Source organism: Streptomyces sp. NPDC127038 (assembly GCF_042725875.1).
Taxonomy (GTDB): domain Bacteria; phylum Actinomycetota; class Actinomycetes; order Streptomycetales; family Streptomycetaceae; genus Streptomyces.
In genome coordinates this window covers 17,735-41,269 of the sequence record NZ_JBHXDQ010000056.1, presented here as the reverse complement: position 1 = coordinate 41,269, position 23,535 = coordinate 17,735, and the positions used below count along the sequence as shown (strand labels likewise).

The 23,535-nt window shown below is 72.7% G+C and carries 17 protein-coding genes; 10 read left to right on the top strand and 7 right to left on the bottom strand.

Annotation, left to right across the window (positions count from 1 at the left end):
* Positions 1-14 precede the first annotated feature (14 nt).
* The gene (locus ACFWI4_RS30700; protein WP_387202824.1) at positions 15-1,175 is read left to right on the top strand and encodes a serine hydrolase domain-containing protein; all 1,161 of its coding nucleotides are present in this window, start codon (positions 15-17) and stop codon (positions 1,173-1,175) included.
* A gap of 120 nt (positions 1,176-1,295) precedes the next feature.
* Here ACFWI4_RS30700 and ACFWI4_RS30695 read toward each other — a convergent pair whose 3' ends face one another.
* From ACFWI4_RS30695 to ACFWI4_RS30665, 7 genes are all read right to left on the bottom strand, one after another.
* Positions 1,296-2,147, bottom strand: coding sequence for an EamA family transporter (locus ACFWI4_RS30695; RefSeq protein ID WP_387202821.1), 852 nt, complete (start codon positions 2,145-2,147; stop codon positions 1,296-1,298).
* Positions 2,144-2,674 (bottom strand): YbaK/EbsC family protein, encoded by a 531-nt coding sequence (locus ACFWI4_RS30690; protein ID WP_387202818.1) that lies wholly within the window; start codon positions 2,672-2,674, stop codon positions 2,144-2,146. Before ACFWI4_RS30690 ends, ACFWI4_RS30695 begins: the two co-directional genes overlap by 4 nt.
* Before the next feature lie 80 nt (positions 2,675-2,754).
* The gene (locus tag ACFWI4_RS30685; protein ID WP_387202815.1) at positions 2,755-4,431 is read right to left on the bottom strand and encodes a penicillin-binding transpeptidase domain-containing protein; all 1,677 of its coding nucleotides are present in this window, start codon (positions 4,429-4,431) and stop codon (positions 2,755-2,757) included.
* A gap of 121 nt (positions 4,432-4,552) precedes the next feature.
* Complete coding sequence (locus ACFWI4_RS30680) at positions 4,553-6,187, bottom strand: penicillin-binding transpeptidase domain-containing protein (RefSeq protein WP_387202812.1); 1,635 nt, start codon at positions 6,185-6,187, stop codon at positions 4,553-4,555.
* 233 nt (positions 6,188-6,420) lie between these two features.
* A complete protein-coding gene (locus ACFWI4_RS30675) occupies positions 6,421-8,064 on the bottom strand; it encodes a hypothetical protein (RefSeq protein WP_387202809.1) in 1,644 nt (547 codons plus the stop codon).
* A gap of 184 nt (positions 8,065-8,248) precedes the next feature.
* Positions 8,249-8,419: a hypothetical protein gene (locus ACFWI4_RS30670; protein WP_387202807.1), complete on the bottom strand. Its 171-nt coding sequence runs from the start codon at positions 8,417-8,419 to the stop codon at positions 8,249-8,251.
* A gap of 184 nt (positions 8,420-8,603) precedes the next feature.
* Positions 8,604-10,352 (bottom strand): dolichyl-phosphate-mannose--protein mannosyltransferase, encoded by a 1,749-nt coding sequence (locus ACFWI4_RS30665; protein WP_387202804.1) that lies wholly within the window; start codon positions 10,350-10,352, stop codon positions 8,604-8,606.
* A 95-nt stretch (positions 10,353-10,447) separates the two neighbouring features.
* On the opposite strand from ACFWI4_RS30665, the gene rsmI reads away from it, so the two are divergent.
* The 9 genes from rsmI (at position 10,448) to ACFWI4_RS30620 (ending at position 23,425) form a co-directional block, all read left to right on the top strand.
* A complete protein-coding gene (rsmI, locus tag ACFWI4_RS30660) occupies positions 10,448-11,305 on the top strand; it encodes a 16S rRNA (cytidine(1402)-2'-O)-methyltransferase (protein ID WP_385395560.1) in 858 nt (285 codons plus the stop codon).
* Positions 11,306-11,533: 228 nt separating this feature from the next.
* On the top strand, positions 11,534-12,004 hold the full coding sequence (locus ACFWI4_RS30655) for a hypothetical protein (RefSeq protein WP_387202801.1): 471 nt from the start codon (positions 11,534-11,536) through the stop codon (positions 12,002-12,004).
* Between the two features lie 81 nt (positions 12,005-12,085).
* A complete protein-coding gene (locus tag ACFWI4_RS30650) occupies positions 12,086-12,973 on the top strand; it encodes a TatD family hydrolase (protein WP_385395565.1) in 888 nt (295 codons plus the stop codon).
* 565 nt (positions 12,974-13,538) lie between these two features.
* Entirely contained in the window at positions 13,539-14,978 is a 1,440-nt protein-coding gene (locus ACFWI4_RS30645) for a ubiquitin-like domain-containing protein (RefSeq protein WP_387202874.1), read from the top strand.
* 133 nt (positions 14,979-15,111) lie between these two features.
* Positions 15,112-16,035 (top strand): 16S rRNA (adenine(1518)-N(6)/adenine(1519)-N(6))-dimethyltransferase RsmA, encoded by a 924-nt coding sequence (gene rsmA, locus ACFWI4_RS30640; RefSeq protein ID WP_387202798.1) that lies wholly within the window; start codon positions 15,112-15,114, stop codon positions 16,033-16,035.
* On the top strand, positions 16,032-16,934 hold the full coding sequence (locus tag ACFWI4_RS30635) for a 4-(cytidine 5'-diphospho)-2-C-methyl-D-erythritol kinase (RefSeq protein WP_385395571.1): 903 nt from the start codon (positions 16,032-16,034) through the stop codon (positions 16,932-16,934). The genes rsmA and ACFWI4_RS30635 overlap by 4 nt, the downstream gene beginning before the upstream one ends.
* A gap of 105 nt (positions 16,935-17,039) precedes the next feature.
* On the top strand, positions 17,040-18,845 hold the full coding sequence (locus ACFWI4_RS30630) for an ABC-F family ATP-binding cassette domain-containing protein (protein WP_387202794.1): 1,806 nt from the start codon (positions 17,040-17,042) through the stop codon (positions 18,843-18,845).
* A gap of 445 nt (positions 18,846-19,290) precedes the next feature.
* A complete protein-coding gene (locus tag ACFWI4_RS30625; protein ID WP_387202791.1) occupies positions 19,291-21,180 on the top strand; it encodes a PQQ-binding-like beta-propeller repeat protein in 1,890 nt (629 codons plus the stop codon).
* A 79-nt stretch (positions 21,181-21,259) separates the two neighbouring features.
* The gene (locus ACFWI4_RS30620) at positions 21,260-23,425 is read left to right on the top strand and encodes a PQQ-binding-like beta-propeller repeat protein (protein ID WP_387202788.1); all 2,166 of its coding nucleotides are present in this window, start codon (positions 21,260-21,262) and stop codon (positions 23,423-23,425) included.
* The last annotated feature ends 110 nt before the right edge of the window (positions 23,426-23,535 follow it).

Below are 23,535 nucleotides of genomic sequence, written 5' to 3'. Positions count from 1 at the left end.
CAGGGAGCGCGGGCGTGGACGTGAACGGGACAGTGGCGGAGGGCTTCGAACCGGTCGGGGAGGCGTTCGCGGCCAACTTCGCGGCGCTCGGGGACCGGGGCGCCGCCGTCACCGTGTACCGCGACGGGGACAAGGTCGTCGACCTGTGGGGTGGCACCCGTGACGTCGACGGCACCGAGCCCTGGCTGCCCGGCACCGCGCAGATCGTCCGCTCGGCGACGAAGGGCGTCGCCGCCGCCGTACTCCTGCTGCTGGCCCAGCGGGGACAGCTCGACCTGGACGCTCCTGTCGCCGCCCACTGGCCCGGGTACAAGGCGCACGGCAAGGAGCACACGCGCGTACGGCATCTGCTCGCGCACCGGGCCGGGGTCCCCGTCCTGGACCGTCCGCTCACCCCCGCCGAGGCCGCCGACCCCGACCGCGCGGCCGCGGCGGTGGCCGCGCAGGCACCCGTGTGGGAGCCGGGCACCGAGCACGGCTACCACGCGCAGACCTACAGCTGGCTGACCGGCGAACTGGTCCGCCGGGTCACCGGGCGGACGATCGGCCGGTGGATCGCGGAGGAGATGGCCGGGCCGCTCGGTCTCGACCTGTGGGTCGGGCTTCCGGAGGCGGAGGCCGGCCGGGTGGGCCGGGTCGCGCAGACCGAGGCGCCGTCCACGCCGGGCGGCCTCAAGACCCGCCCCAAGCGGGCCGTCTCCGAGGCGTACGCCGACCCCGGCAGCCTCACCCGCCGCGCCTTCGCCGCGATCACCCCGATGCCCGACGAGAACGATCCCGCGTACCGCGCCGCCGTCCTGCCCGCCTCGAACGGCATCGCCACCGCCGACGGTCTCGCCCGCTTCTACGCGGCGCTGATCGGGGAGGTGGACGGCGTCCGGCTGTTCACCCCCGAGACGCTGGCGGCCGCGCGCTCGGAGCAGTCCGCGGGACCCGACCGGGTCCTGGTCGTCAACACCCGCTTCGGCCTCGGCTACATGCTCCACGGCGGAGCCTCGCCGCTGCTCTCCCCGGGCTCCTTCGGCCACCCCGGCCGCGGCGGCGCCCTCGGCTTCGCCGACCCCGAGTCGGGGATCGCGTTCGGCTACGTCACCAACGGCTTCCGCACGAGCGTGACGGCGGACCCACGGGCCCAGGCACTGGTACGGGCGGTGCGCACGGCCATCACGGCGTAGCGGCCGGGGTGCTGCCCCGACACCCACCCCCCTGTGCCGCGGGCCCCGCGCGCGGGGCATCTCGGTCCGGCCTCTGCCGCGCACCCTCCGGGGGCCCGCTGACAACGGGCCCGCGAGCGCCTACCCGGCCCCCGTGTGCAGCATCAGCCCTATCCCCACGACCAGGAGCCCCGCCGCCGCGATCCGGGGCGCGCCGAACCGTTCCTTGAAGAAGACGGCTCCGATGGCCGCGCCGACGATGATCGAGGACTCCCGCAGTGCCGCGACCGGTGCCAGTTCGGCGCGGGTCTGGGCCCACAGGACCAGGCCGTAGGCCGCGACGGACAGGGCGGCGCTGAACAGGCCGACGGCGGCGTGCGGCCCGAGCAGCGCGAGCGTCTCGCCGCGCCGGCGGTACAGCAGGTAGGCGGGGACGGCCACGCCCTGGGCCGCCATCAGCCAGGCGATGTAGCCGAGGGGGCTGCCGGAGGCGCGGACGCCCAGGCCGTCGACGACGGTGTACCCGGCGATGGTCACCCCGGTGGCGAGCGCGGCGCCGATCGCCGCCCAGTCGGGGCGCCGGCCGCGCAGACCCCACAGCGCGACACCCGTCAGTCCCGCGCAGGACAGCGCGACGCCCGCGGCCGCCCAGCGGTCGGGCACCTCGTGGGCGAAGAGGGCGGCCAGCACCGTCACGATCAGCGGGGCGGTGCCGCGCGCGATCGGATACGCCTGCCCGAAGTCGCCGAGCCGGAACGAGAGCATCAGCAGCAGCGTGTAGGCGACGTGGACGCAGGCCGACACGAGCAGGTAGGGCCAGGCACCGGACGCCGGGAACGCCACGAAGGGCGCCATGCCGAGACCGATCAGCATCCCGCCGCCGGCGATCAGCGTGAACCCGACGAGCTTGTCCTCGATGCGGTGCGCGAGCGCGTTCCAGCCGGCGTGGGTGACCGCGGCGAGCAGGACGGCCGCGGCGACCAGCGGTGTCACGCGGCCGGCTCGCGCACGTCCACCAGCGTTCCCCGGGCGTGCGCGACCAGACTCTCCGGGTCCATCGGGAAGACGGTGAACGGGACACCCGCCGAGGCCCACACCGCCTCGTGGCCGAGCACGGAGCGGTCCACCAGGACGCGGGTCGTCGTCAGGTGCCCGAAGGGCGGCACGGCGCCGGGGCCGTACCCTGTCGACTCGCGCACCAGGCGGGCCCCCGCCCGGGTCAGCCTGTCGGCGCCCAGCTCACGTCGTACGCGCTCCATGTCGACGTGCGCGGCGCCGTCGAGCAGGACCAGCACGGGAACCCCGTCCGCGGCGAAGAACAGCGAGGTGCAGATCTGGCTCGGCTCGCAGCCGATCGCCGCGGCGGCCTCGGCGGTGGTGCGGACCGCCTCGGGGAAGCGCCGGACCCGTCCGATCACGTCGTCGAGGCCCAGCTCCCGCAGGGCCTTCGCGAACCGGGGGTCGGGTTCGCCCGCTGCGGAGGGCCGGCCCTCGCCGGTGTTCTCATCGGTGACGTTCATGCACGGCACGCTAGCGGTCCGTGTACGACCCACGCGAACGGGCCCCGGGAGCGGCCGCCTCCCCGGGGCGGACGCGTGCGTCAGCCGCCCGAGCCGGCCTTCAGGAGGGCCGCCACGATCGGGCCCGCCGTGCTGCCGCCGTGGCCGCCCTGCTGGACGACGCCGGCGCCCGCCAGGTCGCCCTTCCAGGCGGTGAACCAGCCGTTGGGCTGCTTCTGGTTGTCGACCTCGGCGGAGCCGGTCTTGGCGCCGAAGTCGGGGCCGAGTCCGGCCATGGCCTCGGCGGCGGTGCCGGCGGCGGCCGTGTACTGCATGACCTCGCGCAGCTGGGCCAGGGTGGTCGCGGACAGGGTGCGGGACGCGGTGGCGATCGTGCGGTGGTCGACCGACGGGGAGACCAGATAGGGCTGGTGGAAGGTGCCGGACTGGACCGTGGAGGCGACGGAGGCCATGTTCAGCGGGTTCATGCGGACCCCGCCCTGACCCATCAGCGAGGCGGCCATCTGCGCGGCGGTCTGCACCGGCACCGAACCGTCCACCGTGGGCACGCCGATGGCCCAGTTGTTCATGCCCAGGCCGAAGACCTGCTGGGCCTGCTTGGTGAGGTCGTCGTCCTTCAGCTTCTTGGCCTGGGTGATGAAGGCCGTGTTGCAGGAGCGCGCGAAGCTCGCCTTGAAGGTGCCGTTCTTGATCTCGAAGTCGTCGTCGTTGTGGAACTTCCAGCCGCCGTACGTCGCCGTCTTGGGGCAGGGGTGCGGCTTGTCGGGGGAGGCGAGGCCCTTCTCGAACAGCATCGAGGCCGTGATGACCTTCATCGTGGAGCCGGGCGCGAGCGAGCCCTGGAAGGCGGTGTTGAAGCCGTGGTCGGTGTTCGCGACGGCGAGGATCTCGCCCGTCGAGGGGCGCATCAGGACCACGGACGCCTTGGGCTTGGCGGCGACCAGGCGCTCGGCCTGGGCCTGGAGGGTCGGGCTGAGCGTCGTCTGCACCTTGCCCGGCGTGCCCGCGCTGAGCGTCACCAGGGTCTTGTCGGGGGTCTTCTGGGTGCCCTTCGCCGCGGCCTTGCGGACCACGCGCAGCTCGATGCCCGCCTTGCCGCCCGCCGTCTTGCCGAACTTCTCGCGCAGTCCGTCGAGGACGGTGCCGAGGGAGGGGTACTTGGCGGCGGTCAGCTCACCGCCGTGCCGGTCGAGGGCGGTGATGGGCGGGGTCCCGGCGTCTCCGGTCACCAGCCGGTCGCCGTCCTGGAGGTCGGGGTGGACGACGGACGGCTTCCATCCGACGGTCGCCGCCCCGTCCGCGGTCCGGCGCACGACGGTCAGTTTCGAGGTGTACGACAGCGGCTTGGTCAGGCCCTTGTAGGTGACGGTGGCCTTGACGGTGAAGGGGACCTCGGCGCCGGTGTGCTTGCCGCCGGTCAGGGTCACGGCGCTGATGTGGCCGTCCTTGGCGAAGCCGGTCAGCACGGTCGTGGCCGCGGCGGAGTCGTCGGTCGCCGCGGCCGCCCGGGCTACGTCCCCGTTCTCCCAGGCGGTGAGGAAGGCGGTGGAGGCCATGGTGACCTCGGAGGCCGACAGGGGGCCTGTCTTGACGGCCTTGCGGGTGCTGGCCGTTATCCCGGCGCCGGCGGCCGCCTCGCCGCCGAAGAGGCTGTAGGCGCCCAGCGCCCCGCCGACGACGGCCACGGCGATCACCCCGCCGAGTACGGCGGGCCGCTTCGTCTTCCGTCGCTCGGCGACGCGCCTTCTCTTGCCCACAGCCCTGTGTCCTCCGCCGTCCCCTGGTGTCCCGCGATGCCGTGTGAAGCCCCCGTGCTCACGTGCCCCTCGTTTCTCACGAGAAGCACCACCCTAGGGTCACCTCCTGTGCGGAGTGACGTCAGCCGCCCGTTCGTAGCACAGCTGCGACGATCGGGCCCGCCGCCTGTCCCCCGTGACCGCCCTCCTGGGTCATGGCCGCGGCCGCGATGTCGTTGCGGTAGCCGGTGAACCAGCTGTTGGACTTGGCCTGGCCGTCGACCTCGGCGGAGCCGGTCTTGGCCCCGATGCTGCCGCCGAGCCCGGCCATCACCTGGGCCGCGGTGCCGCTGACGGCGGTGCGGTTCATCATCGCGCGCAGCTGGGCGACCGTACCGGCGGACAGGCCCTTGGCGGTGGCCAGCTCACGGCCGTCGAGGGAGCGCGGCACGATGACCGGCTGCCGGAAGACGCCCGTCATCGCGGTGGCGGTCACCGAGGCCATGTTCAGCGGGCTCATCTGCACCTGGCCCTGGCCGATCAGGTTGGCCGCCGTGTCCGGGCCGCCGGAGGCCGGGACCGCGCCGTCGAAGGACTCGATGCCGGTCTTCCAGTTGTTCTGTCCGAGGCCGAAGCGCTGCTGGGCCTCGTTCGTCAGGGAGTCGACCTTCACCTCGTCCGCGTACTTCACGAACGCGGTGTTGCACGAGCGCGCGAAGCTGTCGGAGAGCGTGGCGTCCGGCTGCGGCTGCATGCCGGTGAGGTTGTGGAAGGTCTGGCTCTGCCAGACCGCGGTGGGCGGGCAGGGCGCGGGGCCGCTGGCCGTGGTGATGCCGTTGTCGATGAGGGTCGCCGCGCTGATGATCTTCATGGTGGAGCCGGGCGCGAGCTTGCCGAGGAAGGCGGCGTTGAAGCCGTCGGCGCGGTGGTTGGCGACGGCGAGGACCTCTCCGGTGCTGGGCTTCACCGCCACCACGGAGGACTCGGGGAACCGGGTGACGGCCTGCTCTGCCGCGGCCTGGGCGCTCGCGCTGAGGGTCGTACGGACCTTGCCCGCCCGCCCCTTGGCGAGGGTGAGCAGGGTCGTGTCGCCCGTGTCCTCGCCGCCGTGCCGGATCGACAGCTCGACGCCGGGCGTGCCGCCCGCCTTGTCGCCGTACTTCTCCCGCAGGGCGTCCAGGATCGGCCCCAGGGACGGGTACTTCTCCTTGGTCAGGACAACGTTGTTCCGGTCCACGGCCTCGATCGCCGGGCTCGCCGACTCGCCCGTGACCAGGGTGTCGCCGTCCTTCAGCTCCGGGTGGACGACGGAGGGCTTCCAGTCGACCAGGGCCTTGCCGGTGGTCTCGCCGCGTACGACGGTCAGTTCGGAGTCGTACGAGAACGGCTTGCTCTTCCCGTCGTACGACACCGTCGCCCTGACGGAGAACGGCACCCGGTCCCCGGAGGCGGCACCCGGGGTGATCCTCACGCCGGTCAGGTGCGCGTCGTCGCGGTAGCCGGCGAGCAGCGCCTCGGCGCTCGCCGCGTAGTTGGTCCGGGCGGCGGCCTCGGCGGCGTCGCCCTTCTCCCAGGCCGCGAAGAACGCGCGGCTGGTGTCCTTGACCTCGCCGGCGCTCGGTGGCCCGGTCCTCACCGGGGCGGGCCCGGGCCCGCCGGCTCCCGTTCCGCCGCTCCCGCTGATCGAGGTCACGACGTTGTAGGCGCCGTACCCGGCACCGCCCACCACCACCGCGAACACACTGCCTATGACGGCAGCCTTGGCCCCCTTGCGCATCGCCCGAATCCCTCCCCGTGACCCCTTTCCGAACTTCTGAACGCGTTCAGAAAAGTCGGTTCACTCTGCACTCTAGGTGTGGATGGTGCCTGTGGTGCAGACCTTCGCTGAATCGTTAACCACGGTCAACAGGCTTGTCCGTGAAGGCAGTTCACGGACAAGCCTGTTGGTTTCCCTCGGCCGGCCGGGTCGCCCGGCCTACGTGTCCAGTGGCGTCCGCGGGTTTCCGCGTCTCAGCGGACGCGTCGCCGTACGAGGACGGACAGGGCGGCGCCGACGGCCAGTGCCCCTCCCGCGGCGGTCGCATACCAGGGCAGTGCGCCCGCGCCCGTGTCGGCCATGGAACCCTGCGCGGTGCCGCCCGGCGCGGTCGATCCGGAGCCGCCGGTCGAGCCCGAGCCCCCGGTCGATCCGGAACCGCCCGTCGATCCGGAACCGCCCGTCGATCCCGAGCCGCCGGTCGAGTCCGAGCCGCCCGTCGAGGATCCGGACCCGCCCGCCGGCTTGCCGCCGACGGTCACCGTGATCGCCGCGGTGTTGTTCTTGTCGTTGCTGTCGTGGCCGTCGACCTTGACCGAACCGGGGGCGAGCTTCTTGGGGTCGTCGATGCGCAGTTCGAAGTCGAACGGCGTGAACTGCTTCGCGTCGAAGTAGTAGTCGTCGGTGTCCTGGAAGCAGGAGTAGCTCCTGGCGCCGGGCTCGCTCGACTTGAAGTGACCCTCGAACGAGTAGCAGTCCTTGGGGACCTTCACCGCCGTGGTGCCGGGCGGGACCGCCACCCTGGTCACGACGGTGGGGTCGTCACCGGGTCCCTCGCCGGCCCACTGCGCGATGGTGGCGGGACCGTTGTTGCGGACACCCAGCTCCGCCTTCACCACCTGTCCGGCCTTGCCGTCGAGGGTGGCGCCCACCGCCTCGAGGTCGAGGGCGTTGGCGACGTGGACCGCGCCGGACGCGGGCCCGAACTCGAACTTCCCGGCGCCGCCGACCCGGGGGACGAGCCTCATCGCGCGTCCGGTGCCGCGGTGGACGTCGGTGAGGTGCATCCAGTCGTAGCCCTCGGCCGTCTTGTACACGCTCAGGTTCCAGGACTCGTTCAGCGCCGTGCCGCCGACCTTCAGCGTGAATCCGTCGAGGTCGTAGGAGGCGCCCGGTTCGACCGGGGCCTCGATGTGGCAGCGCGCTCCCTGGCGGCCGACCTCGCAGTTGCTGGGCACGTCGGCGAGGGAGAGGCCCTGGGAGAACCAGGTGGCCACGTAGACGCCCTGCAGGGGCCGGGAACTGTAGTGCGTGAAGCCGACCGTGGGGCGCAGTGTCGCGCCGGGTTTCGTCTCGGCGGCGTTCGAATGGCCCCGGTCGATGATCGGGCCGACGTCCGCCACGGCGGTCTGGATCGTGATCTCTCCGAGTGCGGTGTCACCGGCCTGCCCGGAGACCCGGACCGCACCCGTGAAACCGGGCCGCGCGGTCGCCAGTGTCGTGAAATGGAGGGAGGGGGCGCTCAGGATGTCGCCCGGCTTGAGCGGTTTGCCCCTGTTCAGGGTCTTGCCGTCACAGACGAGGAGCAACTTCTGTTTCTCGGTGCAGGACTGGTCCACCGACAGGCTCATCTGGCCCTTGAGCGCCGTGGCGTCGATGGTCACCGTGAAGTCGGTCAGCTCACTGGAGCCGGTGTAGCGCGCGTTCACGTAGGCGTAAGCGGTGGGGTACCCGTACGGCTCCACCGTGACCGGATCGCCGCTCTGGGTGGAGGTGAACTCCAGCGGCGTGCCGACCGCGGTGGCCTGGCCGGAAAGCGGCGCGCCGAGGGTCAGCAGTCCTGCCGCGAGGGCGGTGGCGCCTGCCCGCAGGGTGTGGCGGGGCAAGTGTCGGGGCACGGTGCTCCTTCGGCATGGCGGAGACCGGAAGTGATCCGGCCGCTGAAGTAGATGGCCGGGGGAGACCGATGGTTGTACGAGCCGACGTCGCCCGACGTCTGTACGCCACCGTGTCGACACTGTGTCGCCACCGCGTCGACACCGCGTCGACGGTTTCCGGCCGGGAACCGGGCCGCGGGGGTTTTCACCGGTCGGTCAGGTCGACGAGGAGGTCGCAGTGCGGGTCCTCCGGGACCGGCCGTCGGTACTGCTCCTCCTCGACGAGGGAGGGGAGCGAGGCGATCAGCGCGGTGGCGGGGGTCTCGGTCAGGCGGATGTCGGCGCCGATGACGCCGGGCCGGTCGGAACGCTGCACGTAGAGCCGCAGCAGCCCGTCGCCGTGGGGTGATCTCCTCCGGGCGCAGGCGGACGAGCGTCATCCCCATGGTTTCGCCGACGTCACTGCCGCTGTGGATCAGGGGTCCGGTCAGGGCGGCCCGGCGACAACGACGACGAGGGCCCGGCTTCCCGCCGCGCCCTCGTCGTCGTTGTCCGGTCGGCTAGACCCAGGTGTCCAGCCACATCCGGGATCTCCACTGGTCGATGGGGATCGCCGTGCCCGTGTACAGGGGCCAGAAGTAGATGAAGTTCCACAGGATCAGCAGGACCAGGACGCCCGCTCCCGCCGCGCCGACGACGCGGCGGCGTTCCCCGGAGCCGGGTGGGCCGAGGATCGCGCCGATCATCATCGTGACCGCCAGACACAGGAACGGCACGAAGACGACGGCGTAGAAGAAGAAGATCGTGCGCTCCTGGTACATGAACCAGGGGAGGTAGCCAGCCGCGATGCCGCAGGCGATGGCGCCGGCCCGCCAGTCGCGGCGGAACGCCCAGCGCCACAGCACGTACACCAGCGCGAAGCAGGCGGCCCACCACAGCAGGGGCGTGCCGAGCGCGAGCACCTCACGGGCGCACTTGTCGGCCGCGTCGGCCGGGCAGCCGTCCTTGCCGGGCATCGGGGACTCGTAGAAGTACGAGACCGGACGGCCGAGGACGAGCCAGCTCCACGGGTTGGACTGGTAGGTGTGCGGCGAGGTCAGCCCGACGTGGAACTTGTAGACCTCGTGCTCGTAGTGCCACAGGCTGCGCAGCCAGTCCGGGAGGAAGGTCCAGTTGCCGCCCCGGCCGTCCGTCACCGCCCAGTTGCGGAAGTAGCCGCCCTTGCCGTTGTCCGGCGAGAGGATCCAGCCGGTCCAGGAGACCAGGTACACGGCCACGGCGACCGGCACCGTCGCCAGGAACGTGAGGCCCGTGTCGCGTGCCAGGGGAGCCCCCAGATGCGACGTCCGGGCGCCCGCGACCCGGCGCGAGGCCGCGTCCCACAGGACCGCCATCACACAGAACGCGGCGAGGATGTACAGCCCGTTCCACTTGGTGCCGATGGCCAGGCCCAGCATCAGGCCCGCCGTCCAGCGCCAGGGCCGCCAGCCCAGACGGGTCGTCTCGGCGACCTCGGCGTCGGGGCGGACGAACCCGTTCTCGTCGGCCGGCAGCGCCGCCGCCAGTCTCGCCCGCGCCTTGTCGCGGTCGATGAGCAGGGCGCCGAAGGCCGCCAGCACGAAGAACATCAGCACCCCGTCGAGCAGCGAGGTGCGGCTCATCACGAAGTGCAGGCCGTCCACCGCCATCAGCGTGCCCGCGAGGCAGCCGAGGAACGTCGAGCGGAACAGCCGGCGCCCGATCCGGCACAGCATCAGCACCGACAGCGTGCCGAGCAGCGCCGTCATGAAGCGCCAGCCGAACGGGTTGAAGCCGAACATCCACTCGCCGAGCCCGATGACGTACTTGCCGACCGGCGGGTGCACGACATAGGCGGCGTCGCTCGGGATCCCGACGTGCCCGTTCTTCTGGAGGATCAGGTCGTTGGCGTCCTTGGCCCAGTTGACCTCGTAGCCGCGGTGGAAGAGAGCCCAGGCGTCCTTGGCGTAGTACGTCTCGTCGAATATCACCGCCTTGGGGCTGCCCAGGTTCCAGAACCGCAGCAACCCGGCGAACAGGGTCACCAGGAGCGGGCCCACCCAGCCCGACCAACGGTTGAAACGGTCGGCGACCTCCTGACGCAGCCCGAGCGCGGCCCACATTCCGGGGCCTGGCTGGGCGTACGGCGGTACGAGCCGGTCGCGCACATCACTTCGGGGCGGCGCCGTGTAGCCGAATCGGCGCAGCCGCTGCTGCCACGACGGCCGCCGGTCGTCGGCGGCCTGGCCCTGCCCCTGCCGGGTGTCCGTGGAGGACGCGGTACTGGTCACCGCGCCATCGTAGGGAACAGGTCTGTGGGAGTCCCGTGCATGGCCCCTTCGGATCGGACGAGCTTGCCGGGCCGCACCCCTGCGAGGATGGCACCGTGACAGGAATCCTTGTGTTGGCAGGCACTCCCATCGGCGACATCTCCGACGCGCCGCCACGGCTCGCGGCGGAACTGACCGGGGCCGATGTCGTCGCCGCCGAGGACACCCGCAGACTGCGCCGGCTCACCCAGTCCCTCGGGGTCCAGCCGACCGGGCGGATCGTGTCGTACTTCGAGGGCAACGAGGCCGCCAGGACCCCCGAACTCGTCGAGGCGCTCGTCGGCGGGGCGCGGGTCCTGCTGGTGACCGACGCCGGGATGCCGTCCGTGTCGGACCCCGGCTACCGGCTGGTCGCGGCCGCGGTCGAGAAGGACATCAAGGTCACGGCCGTCCCCGGCCCCTCCGCGGTGCTCACCGCGCTCGCCCTGTCCGGTCTGCCCGTCGACCGCTTCTGCTTCGAGGGCTTCCTGCCCCGGAAGGCCGGAGAGCGGCTGTCGCGGCTGCGGGAGGTCGCCGAGGAGCGCCGCACGCTCGTCTACTTCGAGGCCCCCCACCGGCTCGACGACACCCTCGCCGCCATGGCCGAGGTCTTCGGCACCCAGCGGCGCGCCGCCGTCTGCCGCGAACTGACCAAGACGTACGAGGAGGTCAAGCGCGGTCCGCTGGGCGAGCTGGCCGCCTGGGCCGCCGAGGGGGTGCGCGGCGAGATCACCGTCGTCGTCGAGGGCGCCCCCGAGAAGGGGGCCGAGGAGCTGGACGCCGCCGAGCTGGTGCGCAGGGTGCGGGTGCGCGAGGAGGCGGGGGAGCGGCGCAAGGAGGCCATCGCGGCCGTCGCCGCCGAAGCGGGAATTCCCAAGCGGGACGTCTTCGATGCCGTCGTGGCGGCAAAGAACGCCGAACGAAGCGGCCCATAAAAGGGCAAAGGACTATCGTGGAAAGCAAAGATCAGGTCGCGTAACAGGAGCCTTCCGACAAGGAAAGACCAAAACGACTCCAACACTCGACAGGCCGGATGCGTTCGCGCCGGGAGAAGCGTCCACTGGACGAAGGGACGCACCCGTCCCTCGCCACCGGGTGATCGGCGGAATTCCGGGGGAATTCCGTCGGCGGAGGCGCTTGTCCAGCGGACAAGAGGAGCTGGCATGAGTGAGACCACAGGACACACCGGCGGCATCGCCGCTGGTCAGGTCACCGAACAGACCAGGCATCGCGGCACGGCGACGGCTGTCGTCCATGAATCGTATTCTTTCGCCTGCATGCGCTGCGGGCACGGCTGGGAGCAGTCCTACGAGATCGAGCACCACCGTGACACCGACGGTGCCGAGTTCGTGGTGTACGTGGCGAACGGCGAGGTCGTGGCGTCGCCCCTCAGCCGGCCGACCTGCCTGAACTGCGACAGTCACGTGGTGCGCATCATGCGCGCCGGCCAGGTGTCCTCCGTCCGTGAATCCATGCACTCCACGACGCACCGAAACCGCCGTCCGGTACCGCGGCAGCCCGAGGACGTCCCGGAGGGGGAGGCGCCGTCCGATTCGGCCGGCGCACCCAAGGAGCCGCACCACTGGCACCTCTCGGACCTGCTGCACCCGTTCCAGCACCGCCGGGCCGGCTGACCCCGCCGGACCGGATCGACGGACGGCCTCCCGGCTCCCCGCGGGGTGAGGCCGGGCATGCCCCCTTCGTAGGATCGGGGCATGCCTTCCTCCGCCTCGGCCGCCGACAAGAACGCCGCACCGCCGCTCCCCGAGCCCCTGCGCGTTCCCGTCGCCGACTCGCACACCCATCTCGACATGCAGTCCGGCACGGTCGAGGAGGCCCTCGCCAAGGCCGCCTCCGTCGGCGTGACGACGGTCGTCCAGGTCGGCTGCGACGTGAAGGGCTCCCGCTGGGCGGCCGAGACGGCGGCCACGCACGACGCCGTCCACGCCACCGTCGCCCTGCACCCCAACGAGGCGCCCCGCATCGTGCTCGGCGACCCCGACGGGTGGTCCCGGCAGGGTGCCAGGACGCCGGGCGGCGACGGCGCGCTGGACGACGCCCTCGCGGAGATCGACCGGCTCGCCGCCCTCCCGCACGTCAAGGGCGTCGGCGAGACCGGACTGGACTTCTTCCGCACCGGGCCCGAGGGCAAGGAGGCGCAGGAGCGGTCCTTCCGCGCCCACATCGAGATCGCCAAGCGCCACGGCAAGGCCCTGGTCATCCACGACCGCGACGCCCACGCCGACGTCCTGCGCGTCCTGGCGGAGGAGGGCGCCCCGGAGCGGACCGTCTTCCACTGCTACTCGGGCGACGCCGAGATGGCCGAGGTCTGCGCCCGTGCCGGCTACTTCATGTCCTTCGCCGGCAACATGACCTTCAAGAACGCCCAGCCGCTGCGCGACGCGCTGGCCGTGGCCCCGCTCGAACTCGTCCTCGTCGAGACCGACGCGCCCTTCCTGACGCCCGCGCCGTACCGCGGACGGCCCAACGCCCCGTATCTCATTCCGGTCACGGTGCGCGCCATGGCCGCGGTGCGGGGCATCGACGAGGACGCCCTGGCGACCTCGATCTCCGCCAACACGGCGCGCGCGTTCGATTACTGACCCATAACGGTTTCCGGGGTCGGCGCTGCTCCGGCCGGGGGTCTTCGGCGGGGGAGTGTCGCGACACAGCGTAGCCGCGTTGCTTGGGAGAGTGACGGCCGCTCCGCTAGGTTCTGGTCGCCCGATCCGGACCCTGGAGCGTGTCGTCGTGAGCAGCCCGCGGTACGAGCCGTACGAGCCGTACAGGATGTACGAACCCACCGGTGGCGCCGAGGCCGTCACCGCCGTCATGGGCGCCCCCGCCGCGCCGCCCGCGCCGCCCGTGCCGGACGGCCTCGGCGAGGGCGCCCCACCGGGAGCGATCGGGCCGTCCGGCGTCTTCGGCCCGCCCACCACGCCGTGGGCCGCCCCGGGGGCGTACCCGGAACACGCGGCGCACCCCGGTCACGCGGCGTACGGCGGCGCCTGGACGTACGAAGCCGACGGCCCCCCGGCGCACACGGACCACGAGGCGTACGCCGGCCACGGCGCCGGCACCGCCCATGACGGGTACGACGGCCGCTCCGGGTATTCGGCCCCGTCCGGGCACCCGCCCCATGGCTCAGAGCAGGGCTTCCCCGGAGGGGTGGCGTACGGCTCCGGGCAGGAGCGGCATCCGGGTGGTGTCCCGTATCCGTCTTACGGGCCCTACGGCGGGGGCACCCCGGAGTCCTGGCGCCCGGTCCCCCCGACGCCCGCCGCGCCCCCGGTGCCGGACGTGCCGCCGGCCCCCCTCCACTCCGCGTCCGGCGTGCGCCGTGCGGGTGCCGTGCGGGTGGCGCCCGACGCGCCGACCGAACCCCGGCTGACCCGCCCGCAGCCCGACCCCGAGGGCACCGGCACCCGCAGCGCGCCCGGCGTCGAGGGCGCCGATCCCGGTGCCGGGCGGGCCGGGGCGCGACGCGGGGCGCGGCGCAGGCGGGTCTCCGAGCGTCCGGACTCCCTGCGGCGGCTGCTGCCGCAGGCCCTGGTCGTGGCCTTCCTCGCCGGAGGCACCTCCGCGTTCGTCGCCAACGACAAGGCGATCGAGCTCAGCGTCGACGGCAGACCCCGCACCCTGCACACCTTCGCCGGCGACGTGACGGAACTGCTCGCCGACGAGGGCGTGAAGGTGGGCCCGCACGACATGGTCGCGCCGGCCCCCGGCACGGCCCTGGCCAGCGGGGACGAGGTCGCGGTGCGCTACGGACGCCCGGTGCACCTCACCATCGACGGGGAGCGGCGCCGGGTGTGGACGACCGCGCACACCGTGGAGGGGGCGCTCAGCCAGCTGGGGGTGCGCGCCGAGGGCGCCTACCTCTCGGCCTCGCGCTCCCGGCGCATCGGGCGCGAGGGACTGGAGCTCCACGTCCGCACCGAACGCGCGGTCACGGTCATGGCCGACGGCCGGGCACGGACGATCCGCACCAACGCCGCGAGCGTCGCGGAGGCGATCCAGGAGGCCGGGGTCACCCTGCGCGGGCAGGACACGACCTCCGTGCCGGCCGGGAGCTTCCCGCGGGACGGGCAGACGGTCACCGTCCTGCGGGTCACCGGGAGCCGTGAGGTCCGCGAGGAGCGGATCCCCTTCGAGGTGCGGCGGGCCGACGACGCCTCGCTGTTCAAGGGCGTCGAGGTCGTCGAGCACCCGGGCCGGTACGGGGCGCGGCGTCTGACGTACACCCTGCGCACCGTCAACGGCGTCCGGCAGAGACCCCGGCTCGTCGGCTCCGAGGTGGTGCGGCAGCCGCAGACCCGGACGGTCAGGGTCGGCACGAAGCCGCACCCCCCGGCCCCCGGCGGCGCCGACCACCTGAACTGGGAGGGCCTCGCCGCGTGCGAGTCCGGCGGCCGGCCCGCCGCCGTGGACCCCTCCGGCACCTACGGCGGCCTCTACCAGTTCGACACCCACACCTGGCACAAGCTGGGAGGCACCGGGCGCCCCCAGGACGCCCCGGCCGCGGAACAGACCCGCAGGGCCAAGAAGCTGTACGTACGCCGAGGGACGAGCCCCTGGCCGCACTGCGGGCCACGCCTGCACGGCTGACCCGGTCACGGGCCCGGCGGCACGGGCCGCCCCCGGCACGACCGGGCCGGCGCGGGCCGCCCCGGCGTGGTCCGCACCGCCACGGCGGGCCATGGCTGCACGGCCGGGGCCCGGCCCCCCGTACCCTGGGCTCGTGACCAGCCCCACCTCCGACGCCCTCCTGGGCCCCGCCGAGATCCGCGAACTCGCGGCCGTCCTCGGCGTACGGCCCACCAAGCAGCGCGGCCAGAACTTCGTCATCGACGCGAACACGGTGCGCCGCATCGTGCGGACCGCGGAGGTGCGGCCCGACGACGTGGTCGTGGAGGTGGGCCCGGGCCTCGGCTCCCTGACGCTCGGCCTGCTGGAGACGGCGGACCGGGTCGTCGCCGTCGAGATCGACGACGTCCTCGCGAGCGCGCTCCCCGCGACCGTCGAGGCCCGTATGCCCCAGCGGGCCGACCGGTTCTCGCTGGTGCACTCGGACGCCATGCAGGTCAAGGAACTGCCGGGGCCGCCGCCGACCGCGCTGGTCGCGAACCTCCCGTACAACGTCGCCGTGCCCGTCCTGCTGCACATGCTCGACACGTTCCCGACCATCGAGCGCACCCTCGTGATGGTCCAGGCCGAGGTCGCCGACCGGCTCGCCGCCCCGCCCGGCTCGAAGGTCTACGGCGTGCCCTCCGTGAAGGCGAACTGGTACGCGGACGTGAAGCGGGCCGGCTCCATCGGCCGCAACGTCTTCTGGCCCGCGCCCAACGTCGACAGCGGTCTCGTGGCGCTCACCCGGCGCCCCGAGCCGATCAGCACGACGGCCACGAAGGCCGAGGTGTTCGCCGCGGTGGACGCCGCCTTCGCCCAGCGCCGCAAGACGCTGCGCGCCGCCCTCGCCGGATGGGCCGGCTCCGCCCCCGCCGCCGAGGCCGCGCTCGTCGCCGCCGGGATCTCGCCGCAGGCCCGCGGCGAGTCGCTGACGGTCGAGGAGTTCGTCCGGATCGCCGAGAACCGCGCCGCGGCGGACCACGACGGCGCCGCTCCCCACAACGCCACCGAGAACGAGGAGTCGACCCAGCCGTGACGGAGACGGTGACGGTACGCGTCCCTGCCAAGGTCAACGTCCAGCTCGCGGTCGGCGGCGCACGCCCCGACGGCTTCCACGACCTGGCCAACGTGTTCCTCGCGGTGGGCCTGTACGACGAGGTGACGGTCACCCCGGCGGACGGGCTGAGCGTCACCTGCGAGGGCCCCGACGCCGCCCAGGTGCCCCTCGACCGTACGAACCTGGCGGCCCGCGCCGCCCTGGAACTCGCCCGCCGTTACGGCATCGACCCCGCCGTCCACCTCCACATCGCCAAGGACATCCCCGTCGCGGGCGGTATGGCCGGGGGCAGCGCGGACGGCGCCGGCGCGCTGCTCGCCTGCGACACCCTGTGGGGCACGAACGCCTCCCGCGAGGAACTCCTCGACATCTGCGCCGAGCTGGGCAGCGACGTGCCGTTCTCCCTGGTGGGCGGGGCGGCGCTCGGCACCGGACGGGGCGAGCGGCTGCGGGTCCTCGAGGTCGGCGGCACCTTCCACTGGGTGTTCGCGATGGCCGAGCGGGGTCTGTCGACCCCGGCGGTCTTCCGCGAGTTCGACCGGATGAACGAGGGCGTGCGCGTCCCGGAGCCGGTCGCCTCGCAGGACGTCCTCGACGCGCTGGCCAAGGGGGACGCGGACGCCCTCGCGCGCAGCGTCACCAACGACCTCCAGCCCGCGGCCCTCTCCCTCTTCCCGGCCCTCGCCGACACCCTCGCCGCGGGCCGGGCGGCCGGCGCCCTCGCCGCGCTCGTCTCCGGATCGGGCCCGACCACGGCCCATCTCGCGCCCGACGCGGAGACCGCGGACGCCATCGGCCGGGTGCTCCTGGACTCCGGCACCTGCCGGGCGGTCCGGGTCACGCGGTCCCCGGCGCCCGGCGCCACCGTGCTCGGCTGAGGGGGCGGACAGTGCGCGGCTGAGGGGGCCGACAGCGCGCGGCGGGGGACGTGCGCCGCGCGGACTACCCTTGAGGGTCGATCGTCCCCCTTGTTCAGGAGAGAAATGGCCGTCAACCTGGTCAATGTCGAGTCCGTCAGCAAGGTGTACGGCACCCGTGCACTGCTCGACGGAGTCTCCCTGGGCGTCAGCGAGGGGGACCGGATCGGCGTCGTCGGCCGCAACGGCGACGGCAAGACCACCCTGATCCGCATGCTCGCCAAGCTGGAGGAGGCCGACACCGGCCGGGTCACCCACTCCGGCGGCCTGCACCTGGGCGTCCTCACCCAGCACGACTCCCTCGACCCCGCGGCCACCGTGCGCCACGAGGTCATCCGGGACATGGCCGACCACGAGTGGGCCGGCAACGCCAAGATCAGGGACGTACTGACGGGCCTCTTCGGCGGTCTCGACCTGCCCGGGTTCCCGCAGGGCCTCGACACCGTGATCGGCCCGCTCTCCGGCGGTGAGCGCCGCCGTATCGCGCTGGCGAAGCTGCTCATCGAGGAGCAGGACCTGATCATCCTCGACGAGCCCACCAACCACCTGGACGTCGAGGGCATCGCCTGGCTCGCCCAGCACCTGCGCGAGCGCCGCTCCGCCCTGGTCTGCGTGACGCACGACCGGTGGTTCCTCGACCAGGTCTGCACCCGCATGTGGGACGTGCAGAAGGGCGCCGTCTACGAGTACGAGGGCGGCTACTCCGACTACGTGTTCGCCCGCGCCGAGCGTGAGCGCATCGCCGCGACCGAGGAGGTCAAGCGGCAGAACCTGGTCCGCAAGGAGCTGGCCTGGCTGCGCCGCGGCGCGCCCGCCCGCACCTCCAAGCCGCGCTTCCGCGTCGAGGCCGCCAACGAGCTGATCGCCGACGTGCCGCCGCCGCGCGACAAGAGCGAGCTGATGCGGTTCGCCAACTCCCGGCTCGGCAAGACCGTCTTCGAGCTGGAGGACGTGACCGTCCAGGCCGGACCCAAGGTCCTGCTCAAGCACCTGACCTGGCAGCTCGGCCCCGGCGACCGCATCGGCCTGGTCGGCGTCAACGGAGCCGGCAAGACCTCCCTGCTGCGGGCCCTCGCCGAGGCCGCCCGCAGCGAGGGCGAGCAGCAGCCCGCCGCGGGCCGGATCGTCACCGGCAAGACCGTCAAGCTCGCCTACCTCTCCCAGGAGGTCGGCGAACTCGACCCGAACTGGCGTGTGCTCCAGGCCGTCCAGGCCGTCCGTGACCGGGTCGACCTCGGCAAGGGCCGCGAGATGACGGCGGGGCAGCTGTGCGAGACCTTCGGCTTCAACAAGGAGAAGCAGTGGACGCCGGTCGGCGACCTCAGCGGCGGTGAGCGCCGCCGGCTCCAGATCCTGCGCCTGCTGATGGACGAGCCCAACGTCCTCTTCCTCGACGAGCCGACGAACGACCTCGACATCGAGACCCTCACCCAGCTGGAGGACCTCCTCGACGGCTGGCCCGGCTCCATGATCGTGATCTCCCACGACCGCTTCTTCATCGAGCGCACCACGGACAACGTGTTCGCGCTCCTCGGCGACGCCACCCTGCGGATGCTCCCGCGCGGTATCGACGAGTACCTGGAGCGGCGCCGGAAGATGGAGGAGGCGGCCGCGGCCACCGTGCTCGCCGCCGCCCCCGCCCCGGTCAAGGCCGCCTCGGCCGCCGACGCCCGTGCCGCGAAGAAGGAACTCCAGAAGATCGAGCGACAGCTGGACAAGATCTCCGAGAAGGAGACCAAGCTGCACGCCCAGATCGCCGACAACGCCACCGACTTCGGCAAGGTGGCTCAACTCGACACCGAGCTGCGCGAGTTGGCGGGCGAGCGCGAGGAACTGGAGATGCGCTGGCTGGAGCTGGCCGAAGACGCGTGACGGCCGGGCGGCGTCGGGGGCGGACGCCCCTCGCGTCGTGGGTGAACGCCCCTGTCCCCGAGGGGTGGTGACCCCCGCCGGACGCGCGGTGCCCTCCGGAAGGTGACGGCTGCACGCGTCCGGCGCATCCGTGCGGCGCGCACGGCCCGTACCGAGGGCGTGCAAGTCCCCCCGGGCGCCCCCGAGTTGCCGGGAGCGCCCCGCTCGACGGCGGTCCGGGGGCGCCGAACCCGCCCCGCGCGCCCGGCGTGAAGGGCACGTGAAGACGCGTAACGACGGCATCACAGCCCGGTCCTCCCTTGGGAACAGGGCGCGCACCGGCCCCCTGCCCGCGCCCCCCGGAGTGATAGAAAGAGCGGTCGCAGAACAGTCTGAGATCCACCGGACGAGGCGCGAATCCGGCGCCGACGGTGGGGAGTCGCATCGGTAACAGGGGGACGCGCTGATGAGTCAGCCGCCGAGTCAGCCGCCGCAGGGCGGATTCGGAGCACCGCAGGATCAGCCGTCGACGGGCGGGGCCGGCGCCTCGCCGGACCCGCGGTCCCAGGGCGGCTTCGGCCCACCGCAGGGAACCCCGCAAGGGGCGCCGCAGGGCGCTCCGCAGGACCCGCGTCCGCAGGGCACGCCCCCTCCTCCCGCGCAGCCGCCCCAGGCGCCCGCGCCCCAGAACACCCCGCCCCCGCAGCCCGGATACGGCTACCCGCAGCAGCCCGGCCCCTACACCCAGCAGGGCCCGTACGGACAGCCGCAGCAGCCCGGTCCCTACGGGCAGCCCGGACCCTACGGCTATCCGCAGCAGCCGGGTTACGGCTATCCGGCCCAGACGCCGTACCCGGGGGCGCCCGGGGCGCCCGGGGCGCCCGGAGTCCCGCAGCCCGGCGGTTCCGGCGGAGGCTCGAAGAACCCCTTCAAGGGGAAGCCCGCGCTCGTCGTCGCCGCGGCGGTGGCGGGCCTCCTCGTCGTCGGCGGCACCGTCTGGGCCGTCACCGGCGGCGGCGGAGACAAGAAGCCCGTGGCGCGGCACAGCCCCAGCGCCGGCCCGTCCGTGTCCGCGTCCGCGTCGGACGCCCCGGTCAACCCCGGGGACGGCAGCGGTGACGGCGGCCAGGAGAACGACGACCTGAACGCCGGCCGCAAGCCGGGCGAGGCGAAGGTCCTCTGGTACAAGACGGCACCGGACGCGCCCGGTTCGGGCGCCGACGCCCCCGGGATGTGGATCACCGGCAAGACGGCGGTGAAGGCCGCGTACAAGCAGCTCTTCGCGTTCGACGTCGGTGACGGCAAGCCGACGTGGCCCGCGCTGACCTTCCCGCAGAAGATCTGCGCGGCCACCCCGCAGAAGACGGCCGACGACAAGATCGTCATCGCGTACTACAGCGGCTCCACCAGCAGCGCCAAGTGCAACCAGCTTCAGGAGATCGACCTGAACACCGGTGCCAAGGGCTGGAGCGGGAAGGTCGCGGACGGCACCCTGTTCGACAGCACCATCTCGGTCGACCTGTCCATCACCGGCAAGACCCTGACGGTCGGCCGCTCGATGTCGGGAACGGGGTACGACGTCGGCAGCGGCAGGAAGCTGTGGGACAAGCGCAAGTACGGCGCCGGCTGCTACCCGGCCGGCTTCGCGGGCGGTCCCAAGCTGCTGGCCGTCTCGGCCTGCGGGGCCGGTACCGACACCGAGCACGACGAGGTGCAGGAACTGGACCCGGCCACCGGCAAGGCCCGCTGGACGACGAAGATCCCCAAGGGCTGGCGGGTCGCGCACGCCTACTCCGTGGACCCGGTCGTGCTCTCGCTGACCAACGACGCGCAGAAGAAGACGAACATCACCGCGCTCAAGGCCGACGGCACCATGCGTTCGCAGCTCAAGAGCGACGACGGCTTCGCGCCCGAGTGCGGCTTCGCGATCCTCGACCGTGATCTGACGGGCTGCTTCGGCACCGCCTCCGACGCCGGCACGCTCTATCTGCCGACCGAGGCCAAGAGCGGCCCCAACGCGATCGTCGCGTTCGACCTCGCGACCGGCAAGGAGAAGTGGCGCGTCAAGTCCCCGGCGGACGCGGCGATGCTGCCGATGAGGACGGACGGCACGCACCTCATCGCCTACGTCGAGGCGTCGTACGACGGGGGTGGCCGTGTCGTGTCGATCCCGACGGGCGGCGGCTCCCACACTCCGGTGAAGCTGCTCCAGAATCCGGAGGGCACCGCGAACATCGAGGCCGGTTTCTACTCGAAGGCCGTCGCCTACGTGGACGGGCGCTTCTACATCTCCACCACCCGCCTGACGGGCAACGACCAGGCGAAGGAGAAGCTGATGCTCGCCTACGGCAAGTGACCGGCGTCCCCGCCCCGTTCCGTCGCGCCCCGCACGCGCACAGGCCCGTCGTCCCTTCGTATTCCGAGGTAGTCACGTCATGAGTCAGCCGCCCCCGCCGCCGAACGATCCCCCGAAGGGCTTCGGCGCCCCGCAGGACCCCGCCCCGGACTCCGGTCCGGGCCCGGACGCGGAAGCCCCCGCGCCGGCCCCGGCCGAGCAGGCCCCGGCCCCGTCGGCTCCCGCCGAGCAGGCCCCGGCCGCCCAGGACCCGGCTCCGCAGGAACCGGCTCCGAAGAGCTTCGGCGCTCCGCGGGCCCCCGCCCCGGCGCCGCAGGACCCGCCGCCGGGCTTCGGCGCCCCGCAGCCCCCGGCCCCGCAGGGCTTCGGCGCTCCCCAGGAGCCGGCCCAGCAGCCCCCGGCCCCGCAGGGCTTCGGTGCTCCGCAGACTCCGGGTCCGCAGACTCCGGGTCCGCAGACTCCGGGTCAGCAGCCCCCGGCCCCCCAGGGCTTCGGCGCCCCGGCGCAGGAGGCGGCCCCGGGCGGGTTCGGTCCGCCGACGCCCCCTCCGGCCGCCGCGGGCCCGGGCTACGGCTATCCGCAGACGCCCCCTCCGGCCGCCGCGGGCCCCGGTTACGGGTACCCCCAGACGGCCCCGCCCGCCGCCCCGCAGCAGCCCTACGGCTATCCGCAGACGCCGCCCCAGGGCCAGCCGGGCTACGGCTACCCGGGCCAGCCGGCCCCGTACGGCTACCCGCAGCCGCCGACCATGCCGATGCAGCCGCAGCCCCCGCAGGGAGGCGGCGGGCGCGGGAACAAGAGCCAGCTGATGATCATCGTGGCGGCCGTGGTCGCCATCGCGCTGATCGTCGGCTGCGGCTTCCTGTACGCGCACAACTCCGGCAAGGACGGCAAGCACAACTCCGCGGGAACGACCGGCGGCACCGGCGGCAAGGGCGGTGACGACAAGGGCGGCGCGAAGACGAGCAGCAACGGCAAGGAGAAGGTGCCGGCGAACACCGCTTCCTCGCTGCTGTTCCAGATTCCCGCGCCGGCCGTGCCCAAGGACATCAGCAGCGTGAACACGGTCGGCTCCTGGCTCACCGACAAGGTGTACGCCAAGACCGGCAACGCCGAGATCAACGGCTACGACCCGGCCACCGGCGCCAAGACCTGGACGATCAAGCTCCCGGGCCCGGTGTGCCAGGCCAGCCGCTTCACCACGGACTCCGACCGCTCGGCGATCGTCTACGAGCCCGCCATGCCCACCAAGGCGGAGCCCTCGCACGGCTGCTCCCAGGTCGCCGCCATCGACCTCGACGCGGGCGTCAAGCTGTGGACCCGGACGGTCAAGTCCGGCGACCAGACGATCAGCCTGCAGAACGTGACGGTCAGCCAGAACACCGTCGCCGCGGGCAGCACGAGCGGCGGCGGCGCGTTCGACATCTCCACCGGCAAGGCGCTGTGGCAGCCGAAGTCGGGCGACAGCTGCTACGACTACGGCTACGGCGGCGGCCCCAAGCTGGTCGCGGTCCGCAAGTGCGGCGAGTACGGCAGCACGCGCGAGCTCCACATCCAGACCATCGACCCGACGTCCGGGAAGGTGATCTCCGAGTACAAGATGTCGCCCGGCATCGAGTACGCCAGCGTCGTCTCCACCGACCCGCTGGTGGTGGCCGCCGACGTCGGCGACTCCGCCGGAGACGGCAGCGGCATCTCGGACTTCTTCTCCGTCGACAACAAGACCGGCACGCTGCGGGCGAAGATCTCGGCGCCCGGCAAGACGTACGCGGCCCGCTGCGACGGCATCATGAGGGTCGAGTACTGCTCGGGCCTCGCCGTCGGCAACGACAAGCTGTACATCCCGACGGAGGAGCACGACGGCACCGGCGACTACAGCCGGACCAACGAGATCGTCGCCTTCGACCTGGCCACGGGCAAGCAGACCGGCCAGCGCGCGGACGCCGGTGACGGCTACACCATCACCCCGCTGCGCATGGACGGCACCAACGTCCTCGCCTACAAGCGGCCGCCGTACGACAAGGGCGGACAGATCGTCAGCATCGACGCGGCCTCCTTCAAGGAGACGAAGCTGATGGAGAACCCGGCGACGCAGTCCACCCGGGACGCGGAGTCGAGCATGCTCCCGGACTACGCCGAGATCCTCTACGGCGGCGGCCGGCTGTTCATGTCCCAGGTGTACGCGGACAAGCCGACGTCCGCGACGGACAAGGCGTACCTCGCGATCGCCTTCGGAACGAAGTAGAGCGCCACCTTTCGGGTGAAACAGAAATGATCATCTCCGAAAGAACTCGGTGATCGTTTCTCCGGATTGCTTTCTCCGGTCCGAAACACCGTGTACGGCCCCGTCCCTGC

Excerpts from the sequence above, each read along its gene's own strand:
- ACFWI4_RS30690 (WP_387202818.1), bottom strand. The coding sequence starts at position 2,674 with ATGAACGTCACCGATGAGAACACCGGCGAGGGCCGGCCCTCCGCAGCG.
- ACFWI4_RS30680 (WP_387202812.1), bottom strand. The coding sequence starts at position 6,187 with ATGCGCAAGGGGGCCAAGGCTGCCGTCATAGGCAGTGTGTTCGCGGTG.
- ACFWI4_RS30655 (WP_387202801.1), top strand. The coding sequence starts at position 11,534 with ATGAGTGAGACCACAGGACACACCGGCGGCATCGCCGCTGGTCAGGTC.
- ACFWI4_RS30650 (WP_385395565.1), top strand. The coding sequence starts at position 12,086 with ATGCCTTCCTCCGCCTCGGCCGCCGACAAGAACGCCGCACCGCCGCTC.
- ACFWI4_RS30630 (WP_387202794.1), top strand. The coding sequence starts at position 17,040 with ATGGCCGTCAACCTGGTCAATGTCGAGTCCGTCAGCAAGGTGTACGGC.
- ACFWI4_RS30625 (WP_387202791.1), top strand. The coding sequence starts at position 19,291 with ATGAGTCAGCCGCCGAGTCAGCCGCCGCAGGGCGGATTCGGAGCACCG.
- ACFWI4_RS30620 (WP_387202788.1), top strand. The coding sequence starts at position 21,260 with ATGAGTCAGCCGCCCCCGCCGCCGAACGATCCCCCGAAGGGCTTCGGC.